The sequence below is a fragment of the Bariatricus sp. TF06-38A genome (assembly GCF_027690675.1).
Lineage (GTDB): Bacteria > Bacillota > Clostridia > Lachnospirales > Lachnospiraceae > Allocoprococcus > Allocoprococcus comes.
The window spans coordinates 1-20,608 of the sequence record NZ_JAQFCE010000038.1; the positions used below are offsets into that span (position 1 = coordinate 1).

At 42.6% G+C, this 20,608-nt stretch carries 20 protein-coding genes; 2 read left to right on the forward strand and 18 right to left on the reverse strand.

Going from position 1 to position 20,608, the window contains the following annotated elements:
* Nucleotides 1-477: 477 nt before the first annotated feature.
* From PG418_RS17915 to PG418_RS17985, 15 genes are all read right to left on the reverse strand, one after another.
* A complete protein-coding gene (locus PG418_RS17915) occupies nt 478-1,692 on the reverse strand; it encodes an LL-diaminopimelate aminotransferase (protein ID WP_055249344.1) in 1,215 nt (404 codons plus the stop codon).
* Between the two features lie 26 nt (nt 1,693-1,718).
* Entirely contained in the window at nt 1,719-2,546 is an 828-nt protein-coding gene (dapF, locus tag PG418_RS17920; RefSeq protein ID WP_498837818.1) for a diaminopimelate epimerase, read from the reverse strand.
* Between the two features lie 23 nt (nt 2,547-2,569).
* Nucleotides 2,570-3,115, reverse strand: a complete 546-nt coding sequence (locus PG418_RS17925) for an ANTAR domain-containing response regulator (protein WP_008368502.1) — start codon at nt 3,113-3,115, stop codon at nt 2,570-2,572.
* 37 nt (nt 3,116-3,152) lie between these two features.
* Nucleotides 3,153-4,484: a type I glutamate--ammonia ligase gene (glnA, locus tag PG418_RS17930; RefSeq protein WP_498837820.1), complete on the reverse strand. Its 1,332-nt coding sequence runs from the start codon at nt 4,482-4,484 to the stop codon at nt 3,153-3,155.
* A 269-nt stretch (nt 4,485-4,753) separates the two neighbouring features.
* Nucleotides 4,754-5,743: a phosphate acetyltransferase gene (gene pta / locus PG418_RS17935; RefSeq protein WP_055249376.1), complete on the reverse strand. Its 990-nt coding sequence runs from the start codon at nt 5,741-5,743 to the stop codon at nt 4,754-4,756.
* A gap of 139 nt (nt 5,744-5,882) precedes the next feature.
* The gene (locus tag PG418_RS17940; RefSeq protein ID WP_008368506.1) at nt 5,883-6,587 is read right to left on the reverse strand and encodes a TetR/AcrR family transcriptional regulator; all 705 of its coding nucleotides are present in this window, start codon (nt 6,585-6,587) and stop codon (nt 5,883-5,885) included.
* A 204-nt stretch (nt 6,588-6,791) separates the two neighbouring features.
* Nucleotides 6,792-8,108 (reverse strand): sensor histidine kinase, encoded by a 1,317-nt coding sequence (locus tag PG418_RS17945; protein WP_055158203.1) that lies wholly within the window; start codon nt 8,106-8,108, stop codon nt 6,792-6,794.
* A complete protein-coding gene (locus tag PG418_RS17950; protein ID WP_008368508.1) occupies nt 8,098-8,778 on the reverse strand; it encodes a winged helix-turn-helix domain-containing protein in 681 nt (226 codons plus the stop codon). The genes PG418_RS17945 and PG418_RS17950 overlap by 11 nt, the downstream gene beginning before the upstream one ends.
* 22 nt (nt 8,779-8,800) lie before the next feature.
* On the reverse strand, nt 8,801-9,457 hold the full coding sequence (gene phoU / locus PG418_RS17955) for a phosphate signaling complex protein PhoU (RefSeq protein WP_055158201.1): 657 nt from the start codon (nt 9,455-9,457) through the stop codon (nt 8,801-8,803).
* Complete coding sequence (gene pstB, locus PG418_RS17960; RefSeq protein ID WP_055297679.1) at nt 9,458-10,207, reverse strand: phosphate ABC transporter ATP-binding protein PstB; 750 nt, start codon at nt 10,205-10,207, stop codon at nt 9,458-9,460.
* Nucleotides 10,208-10,220: 13 nt separating this feature from the next.
* Complete coding sequence (pstA, locus tag PG418_RS17965) at nt 10,221-11,012, reverse strand: phosphate ABC transporter permease PstA (RefSeq protein WP_416387036.1); 792 nt, start codon at nt 11,010-11,012, stop codon at nt 10,221-10,223.
* 88 nt (nt 11,013-11,100) lie between these two features.
* Nucleotides 11,101-11,994, reverse strand: a complete 894-nt coding sequence (gene pstC, locus PG418_RS17970) for a phosphate ABC transporter permease subunit PstC (RefSeq protein WP_055297678.1) — start codon at nt 11,992-11,994, stop codon at nt 11,101-11,103.
* Between the two features lie 20 nt (nt 11,995-12,014).
* Nucleotides 12,015-12,944 (reverse strand): substrate-binding domain-containing protein, encoded by a 930-nt coding sequence (locus PG418_RS17975; RefSeq protein ID WP_055262081.1) that lies wholly within the window; start codon nt 12,942-12,944, stop codon nt 12,015-12,017.
* Nucleotides 12,945-13,172: 228 nt separating this feature from the next.
* Nucleotides 13,173-13,880: a GTP pyrophosphokinase gene (locus PG418_RS17980; RefSeq protein ID WP_022220501.1), complete on the reverse strand. Its 708-nt coding sequence runs from the start codon at nt 13,878-13,880 to the stop codon at nt 13,173-13,175.
* 162 nt (nt 13,881-14,042) lie between these two features.
* Nucleotides 14,043-14,879, reverse strand: a complete 837-nt coding sequence (locus PG418_RS17985) for a glucosaminidase domain-containing protein (protein ID WP_055297676.1) — start codon at nt 14,877-14,879, stop codon at nt 14,043-14,045.
* Nucleotides 14,880-15,100: 221 nt separating this feature from the next.
* On the opposite strand from PG418_RS17985, the gene PG418_RS17990 reads away from it, so the two are divergent.
* The gene (locus tag PG418_RS17990) at nt 15,101-15,364 is read left to right on the forward strand and encodes a hypothetical protein (RefSeq protein ID WP_055158192.1); all 264 of its coding nucleotides are present in this window, start codon (nt 15,101-15,103) and stop codon (nt 15,362-15,364) included.
* Here the strand turns inward: PG418_RS17990 and PG418_RS17995 are convergent.
* The 3 genes from PG418_RS17995 to PG418_RS18005 form a co-directional block, all read right to left on the reverse strand.
* Nucleotides 15,320-15,550, reverse strand: a complete 231-nt coding sequence (locus tag PG418_RS17995; protein WP_082424300.1) for a pyridoxal-phosphate dependent enzyme — start codon at nt 15,548-15,550, stop codon at nt 15,320-15,322. The two genes, PG418_RS17990 and PG418_RS17995, sit on opposite strands and share 45 nt — an antisense overlap.
* Before the next feature lie 64 nt (nt 15,551-15,614).
* Complete coding sequence (locus tag PG418_RS18000) at nt 15,615-17,630, reverse strand: beta-galactosidase (RefSeq protein WP_055158188.1); 2,016 nt, start codon at nt 17,628-17,630, stop codon at nt 15,615-15,617.
* A 149-nt stretch (nt 17,631-17,779) separates the two neighbouring features.
* Nucleotides 17,780-18,652 carry a phosphoribosylaminoimidazolesuccinocarboxamide synthase gene (locus PG418_RS18005; RefSeq protein WP_022219933.1) on the reverse strand — a complete coding sequence of 291 codons (873 nt, stop codon included), beginning with the start codon at nt 18,650-18,652 and terminating at the stop codon, nt 17,780-17,782.
* A 597-nt stretch (nt 18,653-19,249) separates the two neighbouring features.
* Here PG418_RS18005 and PG418_RS18010 point away from each other — a divergent pair.
* Nucleotides 19,250-20,581, forward strand: a complete 1,332-nt coding sequence (locus tag PG418_RS18010; RefSeq protein WP_008368528.1) for a threonine/serine exporter family protein — start codon at nt 19,250-19,252, stop codon at nt 20,579-20,581.
* Nucleotides 20,582-20,608 lie beyond the last annotated feature (27 nt).

Genomic DNA, 20,608 nt, shown 5'->3' on the forward strand with positions numbered 1-20,608 from the left:
ATAAGAAAAAGGACGCATGAAAAAACTTTCGTTTTTTCACACGCCCTCGCTGTGGATGGAAGGATTGTTTGTTCAGAATTGAAATTAATTCTTATTGTGTTTACTTTTATTCTGGCTTATATGTTATGAGTGATTTTGTTTTGGTATAGACACACATAACGGTTGAATAAAGCTTAAAGCCAGGTATCATTTTAAATTGTCTGCAGCGCCAAGGGCGTCGGATCACGGTGTGGATTTGGCGGTATATGGCGGCGTGTTACAGCCTGTTAATGAAAAAAAGAGAAAAGTGTGATCGGATTTCGTACCCCAAGTACGAAACTTCGAAGACTCCTGAGATGGAAAATCATCAGATTTTCCGTCGAATGAGTCTGGTATCACACTTTTCTCTTTCTTTTCATGTTACAGGCTGTTCACGCCAGAGTCCACCGCCAAATCCACACCGTGATCCGACGCCCGTCCCTGCAGCCAAATTTTCAATTAAATATTCTCAATTCTCTTGATCGCTTCCAACGTATTCTCGTAACTTCCAAATGCTGTCAGGCGGAAGTATCCTTCCCCGCTCGGTCCAAATCCTGATCCCGGAGTTCCAACTACATTTGCTTTTTCAAGAAGGAAATCAAAGAATTCCCATGAAGTCATGTTATCCGGCGTCTTTAACCATACATATGGTGAGTTCACTGCTCCGGATACCGTGTATCCGGCATTCTTCAGACCTTCATAAATCGTTCTTGCATTCTTCTGATAGTATGCGATCTGCTCTTTGATCTGTGCTTTTCCGGCCTCTGTATAAACAGCAGCTCCGGCTTTCTGTACAATATAAGGTGCTCCATTGTATTTTGTTCCGTGACGTCTTGCCCACAGCGAATGAAGCATCACATCTCCACACTTAAGGTCTTTCGGAATAATCGTTGCGCCAAGACGTACTCCTGTAAATCCGGCATTCTTAGAAAAACTTCTAAGTTCGATTGCACAGGTTCTTGCTCCTTCACATTCAAAAATACTGTGTGGTACATCTTCCTCTGTGATATATGCTTCATATGCAGCATCATAAATGATCACTGCCCCGTTTTTATTTGCATAATCTACCCATTTCTGGAGTTCATCTTTTGTGATAGCCGCTCCGGTCGGATTGTTCGGGAAGCATAAATAGATCATATCCGGTACTTCTTTTGGCAGTTCCGGTACAAATCCATTTTCTGCTGTACAAGGCATGTAGATTACATTGCTCCATGTTTCTGTCTTTGGATCGTAAATTCCGGTACGTCCTGCCATTACGTTTGTATCCACATATACAGGATATACCGGGTCTCCTACTGCGATTCTGCAGTCAGGTCCAAAGATCTCCTGGATATTTCCAGAATCACTCTTTGCTCCGTCTGAGATAAAGATCTCATCTGCAGCAATATCACATCCTCTTGCCTGGAAATCATTCTTTGCGATCGCGCTTCTTAAGAATTCATATCCAAGATCCGGTGCATATCCGTGGAATGTCTCTGCGTGTGCCATCTCATCAACTGCACTGTGAAGCGCTTCGATGATCGCAGGTGCAAGCGGCTGTGTTACATCACCGATTCCCAAACGGATGATCGGTGCATCCGGATTCGCTGCTGAGAACGCTGCAACTTTTTTGGCAATATTGGAAAACAGATAGCTTCCCGGTAACTTTAAGTAGTTTTCATTTACACTGTACATATGTCGTCTCCTTTGTGATTTGATCTTTATAGTACACCATCAAATACTTTAACCGCAGGTCCCACCAAAAATACATGATTCACCTTACGGTCCCATCTGACAGATAACTCTCCACCTAATAATTTAACGATTACTTCCTCATCTGTCAAGTCATTCAGCACAGAAGCCACAACTGCTGCACATGCTCCGGTTCCGCAGGCAAGCGTTTCACCAACACCCCTCTCCCACACACGAATCTCCATCCGGTCCCTCGCAGTCACATGACAAAACTCGATATTTGCCCTCTCCGGAAATCTCGGATGAAATTCTAACTCCCTTCCTGTCTCTTCCAGAGAAATCCCGTTTATCTCTTCTAAAAAGATTACCGCATGCGGATTTCCCATCGAAATCCCGGTCATGCGGTAGTTCTTCTTCTGTACCTCAATCGGATCATTGATCACCAGATCCTTTTCGCTCAGGATTGGAATGCTGTGTGCGTTCAGTCTTGGAACACCCATATCTACCATAGCACCGCAGGCTTTCCCATCCTGAATCTGAAGGTGCATGTTACGAATTCCGGATTTCGTCTCGATACTGAGCGTTTCCTTTCCGGTAAGTCTGTAATCATATACATATTTTCCCAGGCATCGGATGCCATTGCCGCACATCCCGGCAACAGAGCCATCCGAATTGTATATCTCCATTTTAAAATCAGACACCTTTGACGGACATATCAGAATCAGACCATCCGCTCCGATCCCGTAATGCCTGTCACAAAGTGTTCTTGCAAATCCAGGTGGATCTTCCACCCTTTCTCTGAAGCAGTTTATACACACATAATCATTTCCAAGACCATGCATTTTTGTAAAGATCATATATCCTGCCTCTTTAATCTCCTTTATTCCGCCATAATACTAAGTACCATCTGAGCTGTCTCCACCATATTGACACCGCTCTCCATACTACATTTCTGCAGATAGCGATGCGCTTCTTCCTCCGTCATATTATTACGTTCCATCAGAAGACTCTTTGCCTCTTTTACAAGTGCCTGCTGCTCCGGATTCCGGTTCTTAAGCTCTGCTCTTCTTTTCTTTCTCCGCCTGCCAATCGATTGTGCCATCATCTCGATCGTGTTCATCAGATCAAATACCTTAAATGGCATCGACAGGCTGATCACTCCCGGCGTCCTGTCACTGCATTTCTCCGGCGATGCGATCAAAAGCATCTCAATCGTACTCGGCAGATAATCTCTCAATTCATTATATAACATATCTGTCATTTTATAACCACAAACTACAATTCCATCATCCAGATTATCTGCCAATTGAACCGCCTGTGCTCCGGTTACCCCCACACCAATCACGTCAAATCCATTTCGTACCAGTATATTGCGAATATTGGTTGCAATCTCCTTTTTTGGAAATACAACAATAATACTGCTCATAATACCAGCCTCCTGCCTTTAGAATTGGAAAGTTTCTTTAGAATTTCTGTAAGTACTCATTAATTTCCCATTCTGTAACCTGAGTGCGGTATTCTCTGTATTCTGCACGCTTTGACTCGATCAGCTTCTGTGACAGTTCTTCTCCCAGTACTTCCTGCATAAACTGATCTTTCTGGAATTCTGTGATTGCTTCTCTTAAGCTTGCCGGAAGCTCCTCAATTCCAAGTGTATTTTTCACCACATCTGTCATTTCGTAAATATTCTCATCTACACTCTCCGGCGGCAGGATCTTGTTTTTAATTCCTTCCATTCCGGCAGCCAGACATACGGCAAGTGCCAGATATGGATTTGCTGCCCCGTCCGGACTTCTGAGTTCGACTCTTGTGCTTTCCCCTGATACCCGTGGAATACGGATCAGAGGAGTCCGGTTATTCGCTGACCAGGCAATATATACCGGTGCCTCATATCCGGGAACCAGTCTCTTATAGGAATTCACGATCGGATTTGTGATAAAGCTGATCGCTTTGATATGTTTCATAAGTCCGCCGATAAAATAGTAAGCCTCCTTGCTCAGACCATTCGGATCTTTTTCATCTGCAAAAACATTCTTTCCATCTCTTGACAGAGACATATTCAGATGCATTCCTGAGCCATGGATACCATCCTTTGGCTTTGGCATAAATGTAGCATGAAGCCCGTGTCTTTTTGCGATTGTTTTGGTAACAAGCTTAAATGTCATGATATTGTCTGCTGCATCCAACGCCTCTGTATATTCCAGATCGATCTCATGCTGTGCCGGTGCCATCTCGTGATGAGATGCCTCCACACCGTACCCCATATCTTCCATTGTAAGAACAATATCACGTCTTGCATTCTCTCCCTGGTCCAAAGGTCCCAGATCAAAATATCCTGCACGTTCATTGGAAATCGTCGTCGGATTTCCCGCATCATCCGTCTCAAACAGGAAAAATTCGCATTCCGGTCCTACGTTAAAGTCATATCCCATCTCTTTTGTCTCGGAAAGTACCTTCTTAAGAACATGTCTCGGATCGCTTTCGTAAGCTGTTCCATCCGGTCTGTAAATATCGCAGATAAATCTTGCAACCTTTCCCTGCTGCGGCCGCCACGGAAAAATTTCAAATGTATTCAGATCCGGGTGCAGATACATATCCGATTCTTCGATTCTGGCAAATCCTTCTATCGAAGATCCATCAAACATACATTTATTATCCAGTGCTCTCTTAAGCTGGCTTACTGTAATCGCTACATTCTTCATTGTTCCGAAAATATCGGTGAACTGCAGCCTGATAAATCCCACGTCTTCTTCCTCGACAAGATTCAGGATATCTTCTCTCGTATAATTTTTCATATTCATACAAATCCTCCCGTTTTTACTACTCATAAATAAAATGATGATACCAGGGTCAAAAGGTCAGAAAGCCGATGCAAGCTTGCTTGCAAGAGGATTTTTTACCTTTTCCAACATCAGGTGATGTACATTCGCCAAATGCAGATCCGTTGTGCAAGCACAAATCTGCACTTGGCTCATCGTATCCACAAAAAGGGCGTTCTCAATCCATTTTGAAAACGCCCTTGTTTGTTATATTATAATTTTCGTCTGAATATTTGTCAATACTCTTAGTCTTCTACGAGTGCTGCTGTAATGATTGCCATAGAATAAACTTCTTCTGCATTGCATCCACGGGACAGGTCGTTGATCGGTGCATTAAGACCAAGAAGGATCGGTCCGTATGCATCAAAGTTACCAAGTCTCTGTGCGATCTTATATCCGATGTTACCTGCGTTGATATCCGGGAAGATAAATGTATTTGCCTGACCTGCTACTTCACTGTTCGGGCATTTTGTTCTTGCAACACGCGGAGATACAGCTGCATCAAACTGAAGCTCTCCTTCGATCGGAAGTGAAGGATACAGTTCTTTTGCTTTTGCTGCTGCATTACGCATCTTATCTACATCTTCACCCTTTCCAGATCCAAGTGTAGAGTAGCTTAAGAATGCAACCTTTGGATCGATACCAAAGTGTTTACCACATTCTGCAACTTCCCATGCGATTTCTGCAAGCTGATCCTCTGTTGGTTTGAGATTAATCGCGCAGTCACCCATAGCAAGAACTTCGTTCTCACCTGTAGCTGACGGACGAACCAAAATGAAGCAGGAAGATACACAGCTTGATCCCGGTTTGGTCTTGATCAGCTGAAGTGCCGGACGTACGGTATCTGCTGTAGAGTAAGTAGCTCCTCCAAGAAGTGCGTCTGCAACTCCCATCTTAACCAGCATGGTTCCAAAATAGTTGTTGCTCTTAAGTGTCTTTGCTGCCTGCTCCGGTGTAACACCTTTGCTCTTACGAAGTTCGCAGAACAGTTCTACCATCTCGTCAAATCTCTCATAATCATCCGGATCAATGATCTCTCCGCCACGGATGTTGTATCCATACTTTTCAGCTGCTTCTAATACTGCTTCTTTATTTCCAACAAGAATTGGTGTAAGGAAGCTTCCTGCTAAAAGACGGGAAGCTGCCTCAAGAATTCTTTCATCTGTTCCTTCTGTAAAAACGATAGTTTTTGGGCTCTCTTTCAGAGCATGAATCATCATGCCGAAGCCTTTCATATTGTCCATTATATTGCCTCCTTATTTCGTGTGTTCGATACTTTCACATATACTTTACCACGTTTTTTTGGGATTGCAATCTAATTAAATTTTTAACAAGGATTGTATTTAAAAATAACCAAAAACCGGCGTTTTTTCCTTATTTACGGTATCCTTTATAGCCTTTCAGATTGTTGGCAAGAGCCATAACGATCGTATCTACATCATCTACCATCAGTTTTACACGTTCCGGAATCTGCTCTTCCTCTATCCCGTTTTCATATACATCTTTGAAATAGCCTTCAAAGAGCATGCATACCATCCGGTTTAATTTTACTGCATTGTCATATGTAATACCACCAACATTGATACACCGCTTGCACATCTCAAAATCACGTGCCAGAAAGCTTGGTGTCTGAAGCATATTGTAGAAAAAACGGTTAACATTTACAATATCTTCCGGAAACATTTCATAATATTCCCGCATTGCTTCTTTGAGTTTTACATTGTTATACTCAAAAAATAACAGATTATATGCTTCCGGATTATGAAATGCCTCCGTTGCATAACAATCCCACACACCTACATATACCTGCCACATATTCTTCCAGGATTTCTCAGCCTCATTCAGCCTGTCTATGTAACCGGTTAAAATTCTGAGTTCTGCATAGTATAAAAGTTCAGACACATTATCAAAGTACCTGTACAGACTTGCTGATGAGCACCCCATCTCCTTGGCAATCCTGCGGATAGATACTGCCTGAATCCCTTCTTGCTGAATGATCTCATGTGCTTTCTGGATATAATCCCTTCTGGATAATCCTTTAAAATAATTGCTGCTCGTACTCTGCTTCTGTTCTTCCATAGTTGCCTCTCATTTTCCATGTGAATCTCTACACAGATTGTATCCGGCACTCTTCCATACCGAATTCAACCATTTTTTAATTTTAGTCATATTACTTTTTATTATACATGATTCTGTTTTTGATATAAAATAGAAAAAAGCTATAATATTTCATAGCTTTTTTCTATACATTATACCTTTATTTTCCAAATTGTAAACAGTTTTTTAACAATGAAAAATAAGCTCCATTTTTGTACCTTTTCCTTCTTCACTTTCCACATGGATTTCTGCGTTATGCAAAAGTGCTCCATGCTTTACAATTGAAAGACCCAGACCTGTTCCACCGGTCTCTCTGGAATGGCTCTTATCCACCCGGTAAAAACGCTCAAAAATACGATCCTGATGCTCTTTTGGGATTCCGATTCCGGTATCCTGGACAATGACTTTTTTCCCATTCAGTGTATTTCCAACCCAGATATTTACTTTTCCATTTTCTTTATTGTATTTGATCGCATTTTCACAGATGTTGTAGATCATCTCATCCAGGATCTGACGGATTCCAAAACATTCCACATGTTCTCCTACCACTTCAACCTGTATTCTGCGTTTTTCTGCCTGAAGTGCCAGACGGCTCACAATCTCCCTTGTCATCTGATACAGATCCACATTCTCTTTTTCAAGCTCCACACTGCCCTCATCCAGCTTTGACAGCTTGATAATATCACCGACCAGGGTGATCATCCTGCTTGCCTCTTTATAGATCCGTTCACTGAATCCCTGCATATCTTCCGATTTTACAAGACCGTTCATCATAATTTCTGCATATCCCGAAATCGAGGTCAGAGGAGTCTTCAGCTCATGGGAAACATTTGCAGAGAATTCTCTCCTCATCTGTTCAATTGCTGCTTTTTCTTTATTCTGCCTGTCAATTCTTTCAAGCAGCGGATGCAACTCTTCATATACATCATTTTCCAGTGGTTCTTCCAGATCCAGATTATTAATCGGTGCAATCAGTCTTTTCACCTGATGCCTTGTCATAAACCATGCAACACATGCCATCATGACCCCGATCGCAATCATATACGGTAAGATCATAAATGCTGTATTCCAGACCGTATCCATGCCTCTTGACACACGCAGGACAGAGCTATCATCCATCTTCAACGCATAATAGTACATCTCCTGTCCTTTGCTGTCTGACATACGGATATCCTGCCCACTGCCATTTGCCAATGCCTCTTTGAATTCTTTTCTTGATTTGTGGTTTGCCAGCGTTTCCTGATCATTTCCGGTATCATAAAGTACTTTTCCGTCTTTATCGATCCATGTTACCCTGGTGCGCTTACTGACCTTATCCATGGTGCCAAAATATTCTTCTCCGGATATTTCTATTGCCGCCCGGATATATCCTGCCTCCTGAACCAGTTCACTGCGCCGGATATCCAGCGCCTGCCGGTAAATAACCAGAGTAACCAGAATATACGAGATCAGTAGTGACATCGTAACCACAAAAATCATACTTTTCTGGATTCTATTTCGCATCGATCTCTCCTATACGGTATCCAACTCCACGGACAGTCTCAATATATTCTCCTGCCTGTCCCAGCTTCTGGCGCAGGGTTCTTACATGGACATCTACCGTTCTGGTCTCACCGTCAAAATCATATCCCCAGATTTCTTCCAGTAATTTATCTCTTGTCAGAACAATATTCTGATTCTCCATAAGTTTTCTCAACAGCTCATATTCTTTCAATGTTAATGCTACCGGTTCTCCCGCTACCGTTACTTCATGCTTTTTACGGTCCATGCGGATCTCACCCAGCACATAGGTATCATCCTCTTCTTTTTTCGATGTCCGTCTGAGTACTGCACGGATTCTGGATACCAGTTCCATCATTCCAAATGGTTTGGTCACATAATCATCTGCTCCCGCATCCAGTCCCATGACCTTGTCATATTCTGCACCCTTTGCCGTAACCATGATGACCGGAATATCTTTGGTTCTCCCGGAAGTCTTCAGCTTCTTCAGGATCTCCATTCCATCTTCTCCAGGGAGCATGATATCAAGCAAAATCAGCTCTGGCAGTTCCTCTGCCAGAGCTTCAAAGAATGATGTGCCTTCTTCAAATCCACGGGCCTCAAATCCCGTAGTCTCAAGTGTATATACTACTAATTCCCGGATGTTCGCTTCATCCTCCACACAAAAAATCATTCTCGTTCTCCTTTAATTTCTTTTAGATTGCAGTTCCGCCTGCATGAATACCTGTAATTGAAAATTCAACCCACTCTGCAATATTTGTTGCATGATCTCCGATCCTCTCCAGATATTTTGCGATCATGATCAGGTCGATCGCCTCATCTCCGGCACTTCCTTTGTGATCGGAAATAAATTTTATCAGATCTCCTTTTACCAGATCAAAAAGATCATCTACCTCATCATCTGCATCCATGACTTTTCTTGCAAGCTCCAGATCTTTCTGTACATAGGCAGATACACTGTCTCTTACCATCTTTACAGTCGCCTCTGCCATCCGGTTAATATCCTTCAGATTCTTTTCCTCTGTTGATTTTGTTGCGATCACAATATCTGCAATATCCGCAGTCTGATCTCCGATACGTTCCATATCCGTGATCATCTTAAGTGATGCCGAGATCCTTCGCAGATCCCGCGCTACCGGCTGTTGCTGAAGCAAAAGCTTCAGGCAGAGATTTTCAATTTCTTTTTCCATCTGATCGATCTCGCTGTCTGCTGTAATGACAGCCTTTGCTCTGGCAATATCATGTCCTTCCAGAGCTCCTGTTGCTTCCTCGATTGCCGTCTCGCAAAGTTCTCCCATATGGATAAGCATCTCATTAAGTTCTTCCAGCTGTCTGTCAAATCTGTTCCGCATTTAACCAAACCTCCCTGTAATATAATCTTCTGTCCTCTTATCGGACGGAATCGAGAATAATTTTTCAGTATCATTATATTCTACAACTTCTCCAAGAAGGAAAAATGCGGTATTGTCCGACACTCGGACTGCCTGCTGCATATTATGTGTTACCATAACGATAGTATAATCTTTTTTCAGTTCCATCGCAAGGTCTTCTATCTTGGATGTTGAGATCGGATCCAGTGCGGAAGTCGGTTCATCCATCAGAAGTACTTCCGGTTCTACTGCAAGTGCACGTGCAATGCAAAGTCTCTGCTGCTGTCCACCGGACATGCCAAGTGCACTCTTTTTCAGACGGTCCTTACACTCGTCCCAGATAGCTGCATTACGCAGTGATTTTTCTACAATATCATCCAGTTTTGCCTTTGAACGGATTCCATGCGTTCTCGGTCCATAAGCAATATTATCATAAATGCTCATCGGGAATGGATTTGGTTTCTGGAATACCATTCCGACTCTTTTTCTCAGGACATTTACGTCCATTCCTTTAAAAATATTCTGTCCGTCCAGAAGGACTTCGCCGTCAATCCTGCATCCTTCTACCAGATCATTCATACGGTTGATCGACTTGAGAAGTGTGGATTTACCACAACCACTCGGTCCGATGAACGCGGTGATCTTATTTGGCTCGATCTCAAGGTTAATGTTTTTCAGCGCCTTGAAATCGCCATAATATAAATCAAGATTTTTTACACTTATCTTTGACATTTTCTTTTCCTCTCTATGCTTTCGTCAGTTTCTTCGCAACCACACCGGAAAGGGTGTTGATCGCAACAACCAGTACAAGCAAAATAACAGCTGTCGCATACGCCTGGTTCATATACAGCCCTTCGCTTGACAGCATATACATATGGATTGCCAGTGTCCGACCGGAACCAAGTACATTCTTTGGCACCTGTGCAACCGTTCCTGCTGTATAAATCAGTGCTGCCGTCTCTCCTACGATACGTCCAATGGCAAGGATCACACCTGCAAGGATTCCAGGAACTGCCGATGGAAGCACGATACGGAATACGGTACGGAGCTTTCCGGCTCCAAGTCCAAAGCTTCCTTCTCTGTAAGAATCCGGAACTGCTTTAAGTGCTTCTTCTGTCTGGCGCATGATCAGCGGAAGAATCATGATCGATAAAGTAAATGCACCTGCCAGAACGGAAAATCCCCATTTCAGCGTATTTACAAAGAACAGCATACCAAACAGACCATATACGATAGACGGAATGCCCGAAAGAGTCTCCGTCGTCAGGCGGATCACTTCGATAAATTTATTCCCCTTTCCTGCGTATTCCACAAGAAAGATTGCTGAAAAAATGCCAAATGGTACTGCGATCAAAAGCGAAAGCAGTGTCATAACAACCGTATTGATCAATGCCGGTATAACAGATGCATTGTCCGATGTATAATGTAATGAAAATAATGACGGTTTAATGTACGGAATTCCATTGATCAAAATATAAAAAATCAGGAACAGGAGCAATGCAAACGTGATAAATGTCGCAAGCATCACAAGAAACATCAAAATCATGGATCCCGGATGTCTCAGATAGCTTTTTATCTTATCTGTAAAATTTTCCCGGTTGATATAAACAGGTTTTTTCGTCTGATCACTCATGTTCACCCCTCCTCTTAAGCAGCGCAACACTAAAATTGATGATCAGGATAAATACAAAAAGTACAACTCCTGTGGCAATCAGCGCTTCCCTGTGAAGTCCGGTCGCATATCCCATCTCAATTACAATATTACCAGTCAGAGTACGGACACCGAGCAGAATATTATTGACCAGTCTAGGCTGGTTTCCTGCGATCATAATAACTGCCATGGTCTCACCGATCGCACGTCCGATTCCAAGTACGATTCCTGTGATCACACCGGACTTTGCCGCCGGAATCACAACTTTAAAAATACTTCTTTCCTGGGTTGCTCCAAGTGCCAGCGAGCCTTCATAGTACTGTGGTGGCACTGCACGCATTGCACTTTCTGTTGTCCCGATGATCGTTGGAAGGATCATCATACCAAGTACAATTGATGTAGTCAGGATTCCTTTTCCATCGCCGGATTTCTGAACCAGTCCCATCATTTTTAAAGTTCTTCCGAAGTCCCTGATGATCGGAACAACGATCACCATACCGAAGAAGCCATATACAACCGAAGGAATACCTGCCAGCAGTTCAGTTGCTGCTTTTAACGGTCTGTAAATTTTCTTCGGGCAATACATAGCCATAAATACCGAAGTCAGAATTCCGATCGGCACACCAAATATAATTGCTCCTGCCGTCACATAGATACTTCCGATGATCATCGGAAAAATACCAAAAAGTTCATTTCCCGGACGCCAGATATCACCGGTTATAAATTTTACAAATCCTATCTGTCTGATTGCAGGGATTCCATTTGCAAACAAGAAGATGCAAATGAGAGCTACCGCCAGCACCGAAGTGCAGGCGGCAATGAAGAACACTCCCTGCATGACTTTTTCAGTCCATGCTTTTGATTTCATTCTTTAATTTCCTCTTTTATTTATTTGGAAACTTCATCCCATGTTGTAACATCCCCAACATAGATTGATTTTACCTGATCTGCTGAAAGCTCATCTGCCGTGTTAGCTTTATTTACGATCACTGCAATACCATCTGTTGCGATTACTGTTGCTTCAAGTTCTGAAGCTTCGTCATCTTTCAGTTCTCTGGATGCCATACCGATATCATAGCTTCCTTCGATCGTAGATGTCATACCTGTTGTAGAATCTGAAGTCTGAAGCTCAATGTCTGCATTTGGGTTTACTTTCTTATATGCTTCAATCAGTTTTTCCATCAGCGGTGATACAGAAGAAGATCCACCTACTACACATTTTCCAGATGGTTTTGATCCTGCATAAGCTTCTACATCCGATACCGGAATGTATTTTTCATTTGATACGATTTCCTGTCCTTCTGTACTCATAATATATGCCATAAAATCTTTTGCAACTTCATTATCAAGATCTTTCTTTACTGCAATATTGAAAGGTCTTGACACTTTGTAAGAACCATTTTCGATATTGTCTGCTGTGGCTTCTGCTCCGTCAATCTTCAGAGCCTTTACGCTGTCATTTAAAGATCCGAGTGATACATAACCGATTGCATATTCGTCACCTGCTACAGTTGTAAGCATTACCGATGTATTATTTGTAATCTGCGCATCTGTTGTTGTCATATCTACTTTCGTTCCGTCTGACTGTTTTTCTTCTATTCCGAACAGCTCAATGAAAGCTCCTCTTGTACCGGATCCATCTTCACGGGATACAATTGTAATATCATTTGATGTATCAAAATCACTTCCGCCATCTGCGCTGCTGTTATTCGTACTGCCCTCTGCGCTCTTGTCAGATGATGATCCTCCGCATCCAACTGCCATTGTTGCTGCCATTGCTGCTACAAGTGCTACTGCCATTAATTTTCTGAATTTCATAATACTAAAATCCTCCGTTTTATGTGTTTTTATTTTTTCTTTTCTTCACGGTCTCTATCATATAAAATGGTTGTAAAATCTGAAATCCTGGCTGTGTAAAGTTTTTGTTAAATATGATTTTTTTCTGTTCGGTGTCAAAAAAGCAGGAGCAGTCAGTTAACGTTGAGTATACTCCTCAACAATCAATTGACTGCTCCTGCTTTCTTATAATTACTTTCTTGTGTTTCTTTATCGGATCATAGGATTCTCAATGATCTCCGCATCCACTTCTTCTGTTTTCTCCGGAACCGGCTTCTCACCGCCTTCTTTCAGACATTCCAGAATTGCTTCATTCAGTGACAGCATCTTGTCATCCAGTGCCGATACCATATCCGCACATTCCTTTAGTTCCCGGCTGATATACTCCGGTGCCTGTCCTTCAAACTTGTAATAAATCTTATGCTCCAGACTCGCCCAGAAATCCATCGCAATTGTCCTGATCTGGATCTCGACCTTCGTATCCACCACACTGTCCGACAGAAAGATCGGAACGGACACCAGCATGTGGTAGCTCTTGTATCCACTTTCCTTCGGATTCTTGATATAGTCTTTGATCGACAGAACCTTTAAGTCGCTCTGATTCCCGATCATCTCCGCAAGCCGGTAAATATCGGATGTAAACGAACAGATCAGACGGACTCCTGCGATATCATTGACATAGCGTACCATGTTCTCAATACTTGTCTCATATCCGTACCGCTTCAGCTTTTTCACAATACTTTCTGCTGATTTGATCCTGGTCTTGATATGCTCGATCGGATTATATCTGTGTACATGTTGAAATTCATCGTTCAGTATCTCCAGCTTCGTCCCTACTTCTTTCAATGCGGAATTGTAAAGAAACATGACGGTCTTCCAGCTGTCTACGTCATCGTAATACTTCATTGCTGACTGCATGTAATCTCCCCTTTTTATGTATACTTCCCTCCGGAATCTATCTCCCTTTTTCGTCCCGAAAGTAAAATCAGTATACCATTTTTTCTCTTTGAAATCTATACAGCCCGGGCAAGCTTCATAGTATTTTAATAAATTAGATAATCTCAATCTGACACATTTCTTTTATTTTCGCATTGCATGAATCATTTCTACAATGTCGTATCCATAACGTTCACCCGTTGCCCAGCCATACCCTTCCGGATTCTCTTTCTGCCCCAGCCACTCTACATACGGTGCGCTCCCCTTTGTCACGCAAGAGTAACGGTCATCTACACATTCCCCGGCAAGTGCTTCGTCTGTCGCATAAGCTTTCAGATGCTGGATCTGTGCCCGGATCCCGGTTCTGACATCCGGGTAGGAATTCCCCGGTACGCCTCCTCCCGTCGTCCCGATCCCGGCAAAATTATACTGGGTGATCTGCATATCCCCACCATACTGCAGCCAGCCTGTCTCCTTCATCGCCTGTGCAAATGCAACCTCCGGACGGACGCCTTCTGCCGTGGCTTCTTCATAATACATCTGTGCAAATGTCTCAATATCCGGTGCACCTCCCTGCGTCAAAACTTCTGCCGGATAAGTGCTTCCATACGCTTTAAAATAATTTACCAATTGCCAGGCGCGGATACTGCTGATCCCCATCACCGGATACTGTCCCGGCTGGATGGATGCCTCGATAGCTTCTGCCTCGGCAATTGCTTTTGCTTCGGTGCCCGATACCTGCCTCTGTTCTGTCATCTTAGTTTTTACTGTGCTGTCCTGTTTTGCTGATCCCGTGCTGTCGTTTTCGCTTTTCTCTGCCTTCTTCTGTTTTGCATTTTTTTCTGATTCTTCTATATAAGTTCTGTCGTTTCCATTTGCATTCCCAGCTTTTGACTTACCATATATCATACCAATCGATACAACTATCATACAGATTCCCAATATAACCCGGATTATAGTTTCTCGTTTTATTCTAGACATTTTTCTAATTCCCTGTCTTTTTTCTCTATTCTATTCCATGTTATTGAGAATGATTCTCTTTCTTTCATAAACTTTAGTATCAATATAGCACATCATATCATAGAATAAAATCTGTCTCCTTTACTTTCTCCCCTAAATCCGCTATACTGAAAATCACTTGATACAAAAACATTCTTTGCCTGACCGGCATTTTTCATATTTATTATAAGGAGGATTTTACCATGTTCCGCTTATGGGGAAAAGAATTTAAAGACAATCATATGATCAAAGATACCACCATCTGTGATGACAGTGACGATACAAGAACCCACAAGATTTTCAATGCTCTGGATGAGATCTGCTATGAATTTGATCTCAGCAAACCGATCTGGCTGGATGTGAATATCAACGAATTCAAGCGGCATTCCAAAGCTAGATTCTATCAGGACAGTTTCGTGGATTCAATTGATTTTGATTTTCTGGAAATCCAGGTGATTGAAGAATAGAAGAAGATTCTTCCCTGCATTTTCAGCTCTCTTTGCCACCTTGATCGCTGCCCAGAGCGCTGCTCCTGATGAAATTCCAACCGAAATTCCTTCTGTCTTTGCAGAAAGTCTTGCCGTCTCATAGGCATCCTCATCCGTCACAGTAATAATTTCATTAAATAATTCCCGCCTAACCCAAAGAAGCAGGAATCCCTGACAGCCTTACACCTGTCTGAAATTCCTGCTTCCTTTTATTTTCAATCTTAAATTTTTATTCCACTACAATCTTCACACCAAACTTCGGAAGTTTTTCTCCTTTTCCTACTGCATTCCCACTTAGCAGATCTGTTTTGCCTGCAAATTCTTCCGGAATTTCCAGCTCTTCATCCCTGAAGTTCATCACAAAATAGAAGCTCTTTCCTTCTCTGTTACGTTTCACGATCTCCAGACCGTTTCCAGCTCCTGCAACCGGTTCTGCTCCTGCATCCTCTACTGCCATGGAAAGAATCTTCGCAATTCCATCTTCTTCCATACAGGTTCCGATGTAATACAGTTTTCCTTTTCCATAACTATGTCTGGTCACTGCCGGCATGCCTGCGTAGAAATCTTCCGTATATTCGCCAAGAGACTCCGCTCCCTCCAGATGCATCAGATCACATACGATCTTACATTTGCTCCGGCTTCCGTCTTTGAACGTCACGATGTTATGCTGTTCCGGTGCAAGGGCATCGATTTCTTCCACCCAGACACCAGCCATCTCTTTTAACGGTCCCGGATATCCGCCAAGGTATACATTATCTGACTCTCCAACAATACCACTCATATAGGTTGTCACAAGAATACCGCCATTTTTCACATACTCTTCCAGTGCTTCTTTCATTCCCGGTTTTACCATATAAAGAACCGGTGCAACCACCATCTTATATTTTGAGAAATCCGCATCCACCGGAATCATACTGGTGCCAATATTTTTTTCATAGAAATAACGGTAATAGCGGTGGATCTGGTCCACATATTTGAGACTGATCGACGGGCCGCTTGTGTATTCCAAAGCCCAGTAATTATCCCAGTCAAAGATCACTCCAACTTCTGCTTCATTTACAGATCCCGGGATCAGGTCACTTAATCTTTCCAGTTCTTCACCAAGCTGCTTCACCTCGCGGAAGACTCTTGTATTTTCCGTTCCTGCATGTGCAATGACAGCACCGTGGAACTTCTCACATCCTCCCACACTGCGACGGAGCTGGAAAAACTGGATCGTATCTGCTCCGTGTGCCATGGTCTGATAGCTCTGTGCACGCATCTGTCCCGGACGCTTGAGTGAGTTATACGGCTGCCAGTTCTGCTGGCTTGGAGTCTGCTCCATCAGCATAAATGGTTTATCCTTAAGTCCACGCATCAGATCATGCTTCATGGCCACCATACTCCACGGCGTGTTATAAGATGGATAATTATCCCACGAAATAACATCTATTTCTTTCGCCCATTTGAAATAATCCAGTCCTTTAAAGGTTCCCATCATATTGGTAGTGATCGGTGTCTCTTTATCAAACTTACGGATCGCTTCTTTTTCCATCTTGAAGTTATTCAGCATTCCGTCTGAATTAAACCGGCAGTAATCAATGGAAAGACCTGCAAAAGCCGTCATATGCGGTTCTGCTGCATCTTCGATCCCATCGCCAAGTGCATCTGGTAGTACCACTTCGTCCCAGTCATAAATGGTATGTCCCCAGAATTCGGTATTCCATGCTTTGTTCAGTTCATCCAGAGTCTGATACTTCCCGCGCAGCCATACGCGGAACGCTTTTTCACAGTTTTCACAATAACATTCTCCACCGTATTCATTGCTGATATGCCAGCAGGTCACATGCGGATTGTCCCCGTAACGCTCAGCAAGTTTGCCTGCAAGACGGGATGCAAACTTCTGAAACACCGGAGAATTCGGGCATGCATTGTGGCGCTGACCAAATTTGTGATGTCTTCCCTCGTAATCCGTTCTCGCTACTTCCGGATATCTTTTTACCATCCATGCCGGAAGCGCGCCTGTTGAAGTTGCAAGCACGATATCATAGTTCTCCCGGCTCAGCATATCAATGATCTCATCCAGTTCTGTAAAATTATAGATTTCTTCTGAAGGCTGGATCTTCGCCCACGAAAATACATTGATCGTAGCACTGTTGATCCGGGCATCTTTGAAAATGCGCATATCTTCTTTCCAGACCTCTTTTCCCCACTGGTTCGGGTTATAATCTCCGCCGTATAAAATTCTCTTAAATGGTCGTTTCATAATATCTCCTTTTTCTTCTTTTTCTTTTCTGCAACTGATATTCTGTCTTGATTATACCAAAACTGGACAGTTTTACCAGTGCAAAAAGACCGGCAGTCTCAAACCGCCGGTCCTTTCGTCATATTTTATTCTCATGGCATGTGATGTAATTATGCAAGTTTTTCGCCTGTGAGCATCTCATATGCCTGCAGGTATTTTTCGATTGTCTTATCCACGATCTCCTGTGGAAGTGTCCAGTTATTATCCGGATTGGCTGTAAGCCAGTCACGTGCGAACTGCTTGTCAAATGACGGTTGTCCGTGTCCCGGTTCATAACCATCTGCCGGCCAGAATCTTGAGCTGTCCGGTGTCAGCATCTCATCACCGATCACCATGTTGCCTTCTTCATCAAGACCAAATTCAAACTTGGTATCTGCAATGATGATTCCTTTACTGAGTGCATATTCTGCGCATTTTTTATAGAGAGCGATCGTGTTGTCACGAAGCTTTTCTGCTAATTCTTTTCCTCTTCCCGGGAAATATTTTTCCAGATGATCGATACTCTGTTCAAAAGAAATATTCTCATCATGATCACCGATCTCTGCTTTTGTAGATGGTGTGTAAATCGGTTCAGGAAGTTTGTCTGATTCCTGTAATCCTTCCGGAAGTTTGATTCCGCATACAGTTCCATTCTCTTTGTAGCTCTTCCAGCCACTTCCTGTGATATAGCCACGAACGATACATTCGATCGGAAGCATGTTCAGCTTCTTGCACATCATGGATTTGCCTTCGTATTTCTCCTGCTGGAAGAATTCCGGCATATCCTTTGTATCTACAGAAATCATATGGTTCGGAAGAATATCTTCTGTCATATCGAACCAGAATTTTGACATCTGTGTCAGAACAGTACCTTTCTTAGTTACTTCATTATTCAGAATCACGTCAAAGCAGCTGATACGGTCTGTTGCAACCATGATCAGGCTGTCGCCATTGTCATAAATCTCACGTACTTTACCTTCTTTGATCGGTTTTAATTCCTGCATGTTCTTACACCTCATTGTTTTATTTTCTTGTAAACTGAGTTTTATAAAACTCTCAAAAGCGGTGCACTTTGGATACCGTATTCTCCGCATCTGCACCATATCTTGCATCCTAGATAACCGTAACACCGAACATAATGAGTGTCAAGAAAAACAGGCTTTCTTGCTTATTAGCATTTTTTATTAGCATTTATTACTTTAAAAACTGCCGGTGTTTTCTACATACTTTTTCTTCTGTTTTCCAGTTCTTTCAAAACGGTTTCTTCCTGTCTTTCAAAGCGAACATATAAAAGCATCACAATTACTCCGATGATCAGATAGAAAATCGCAACCAAAACTTAACATATTTCACACTCTTTTCTTTTGCCTACTTTTTCTTATACACATTAGACAAAAAATGGTTTTTCATTTTATGCACATTGCCTCGGTCATGTTTTTAAATCCACATTGGCATATCCGTATCCTTTTTCAGGATTTCTCAACTCTTCTATTGACTTTTGCATTTCGATGATTATACTTTATTATGATAAATCAATATCAATAATACATATTTAATATATTGTTCATGTATTATTGGTATAGCAAAAGGAAGTGAAATTTATGCAGCAAGGCATAATAGAAAAAAATCATATGGACATTCTATGGCATGATTATGCACTGAATAAAGAAGATACCATTCCTATCACAAAGGCCGGGCTAATTGAAAAAGCCTCCGTGGTCGGTAGATGTGGCATGATGCTTCTTTCCTGTGGAACCGGAGCATGGCGTGTTCGAAGCTCCATGAATACCCTTTCCAGAGAACTGGGAATCACCTGTACCGCCGACATTGGCCTGATGTCCATTGAATACACCTGTTTTGACGGTGAAAACTGTTTTTCACAGTCGCTGTGTCTGACCAATACCGGTGTTAATACTTCGAAATTGAACCGACTGGAAAACTTCATCAACGATTTCCCAACAAAGGAAAAATATCTTTCCGGTGAACAGATTCATTCTTATCTGGATGAGATTGAACGGATCCATGGCCTTTACTCTCCAGTTGCACTCGGATTTGCCGCAGCATTTGCCTGTGGGGCATTTACCTTTCTCCTTGGTGGCGGACCGGTAGAAATGCTTCTTGCTTTTTTCGGTGCCGGTATCGGCAACTTTGTAAGATGTAAACTGACTAAGCATCATTTCACATTATTCTTAGGCATTACTGCCTCTGTTGCTGCTGCCTGCCTTATCTATGCTACACTTTTAAAAACAACTGAACTGTTGTTCGGCATTTCTCTTGCTCATGAAGCCGGATATATATGCTCTATGCTTTTCATCATTCCCGGTTTTCCATTTATCACCAGCGGAATCGACCTTGCAAAACTGGATATGCGATCCGGCCTGGAACGACTTGCTTACGCAATGATCATCATTCTTGTCGCAACCTTGACCGCCTGGATCATGGCACTTATCCTTCATTTAAAGCCAAGTGATTTCCCACCTCTTTCTCTCACACTCTGGCAACATATACTATTCCGGCTTCTCGCCAGCTTCTGCGGGGTGTTCGGCTTTTCTGTTATGTTCAACAGTCCTAAAGAACTCTCTGCCACAGCCGGTATCATTGGAGCAATTGCCAATACACTCCGTCTTGAACTGGTAGACTTGGCCTCCCTGCCTCCTGCAGCCGCAGCTTTTATCGGTGCCCTGACTGCCGGAATTCTGGCTTCTGTATTAAAAAGCAAAATCGGTTACCCGAGAATTTCTCTGACTGTACCTTCTATTGTCATCATGGTACCGGGACTTTATCTTTACCGGGCAATCTATAATCTTGGAGTGATGTCTCTGCAAACCTCTGCATCCTGGTTTGCAGCTGCAATACTTATCATTCTTGCCTTGCCTCTTGGACTTATCTTTGCAAGAATTCTGACGGACAAAACATTCCGTTATTGCACGTAAAAAAGAATTTTAAATAAAAAGATGCAT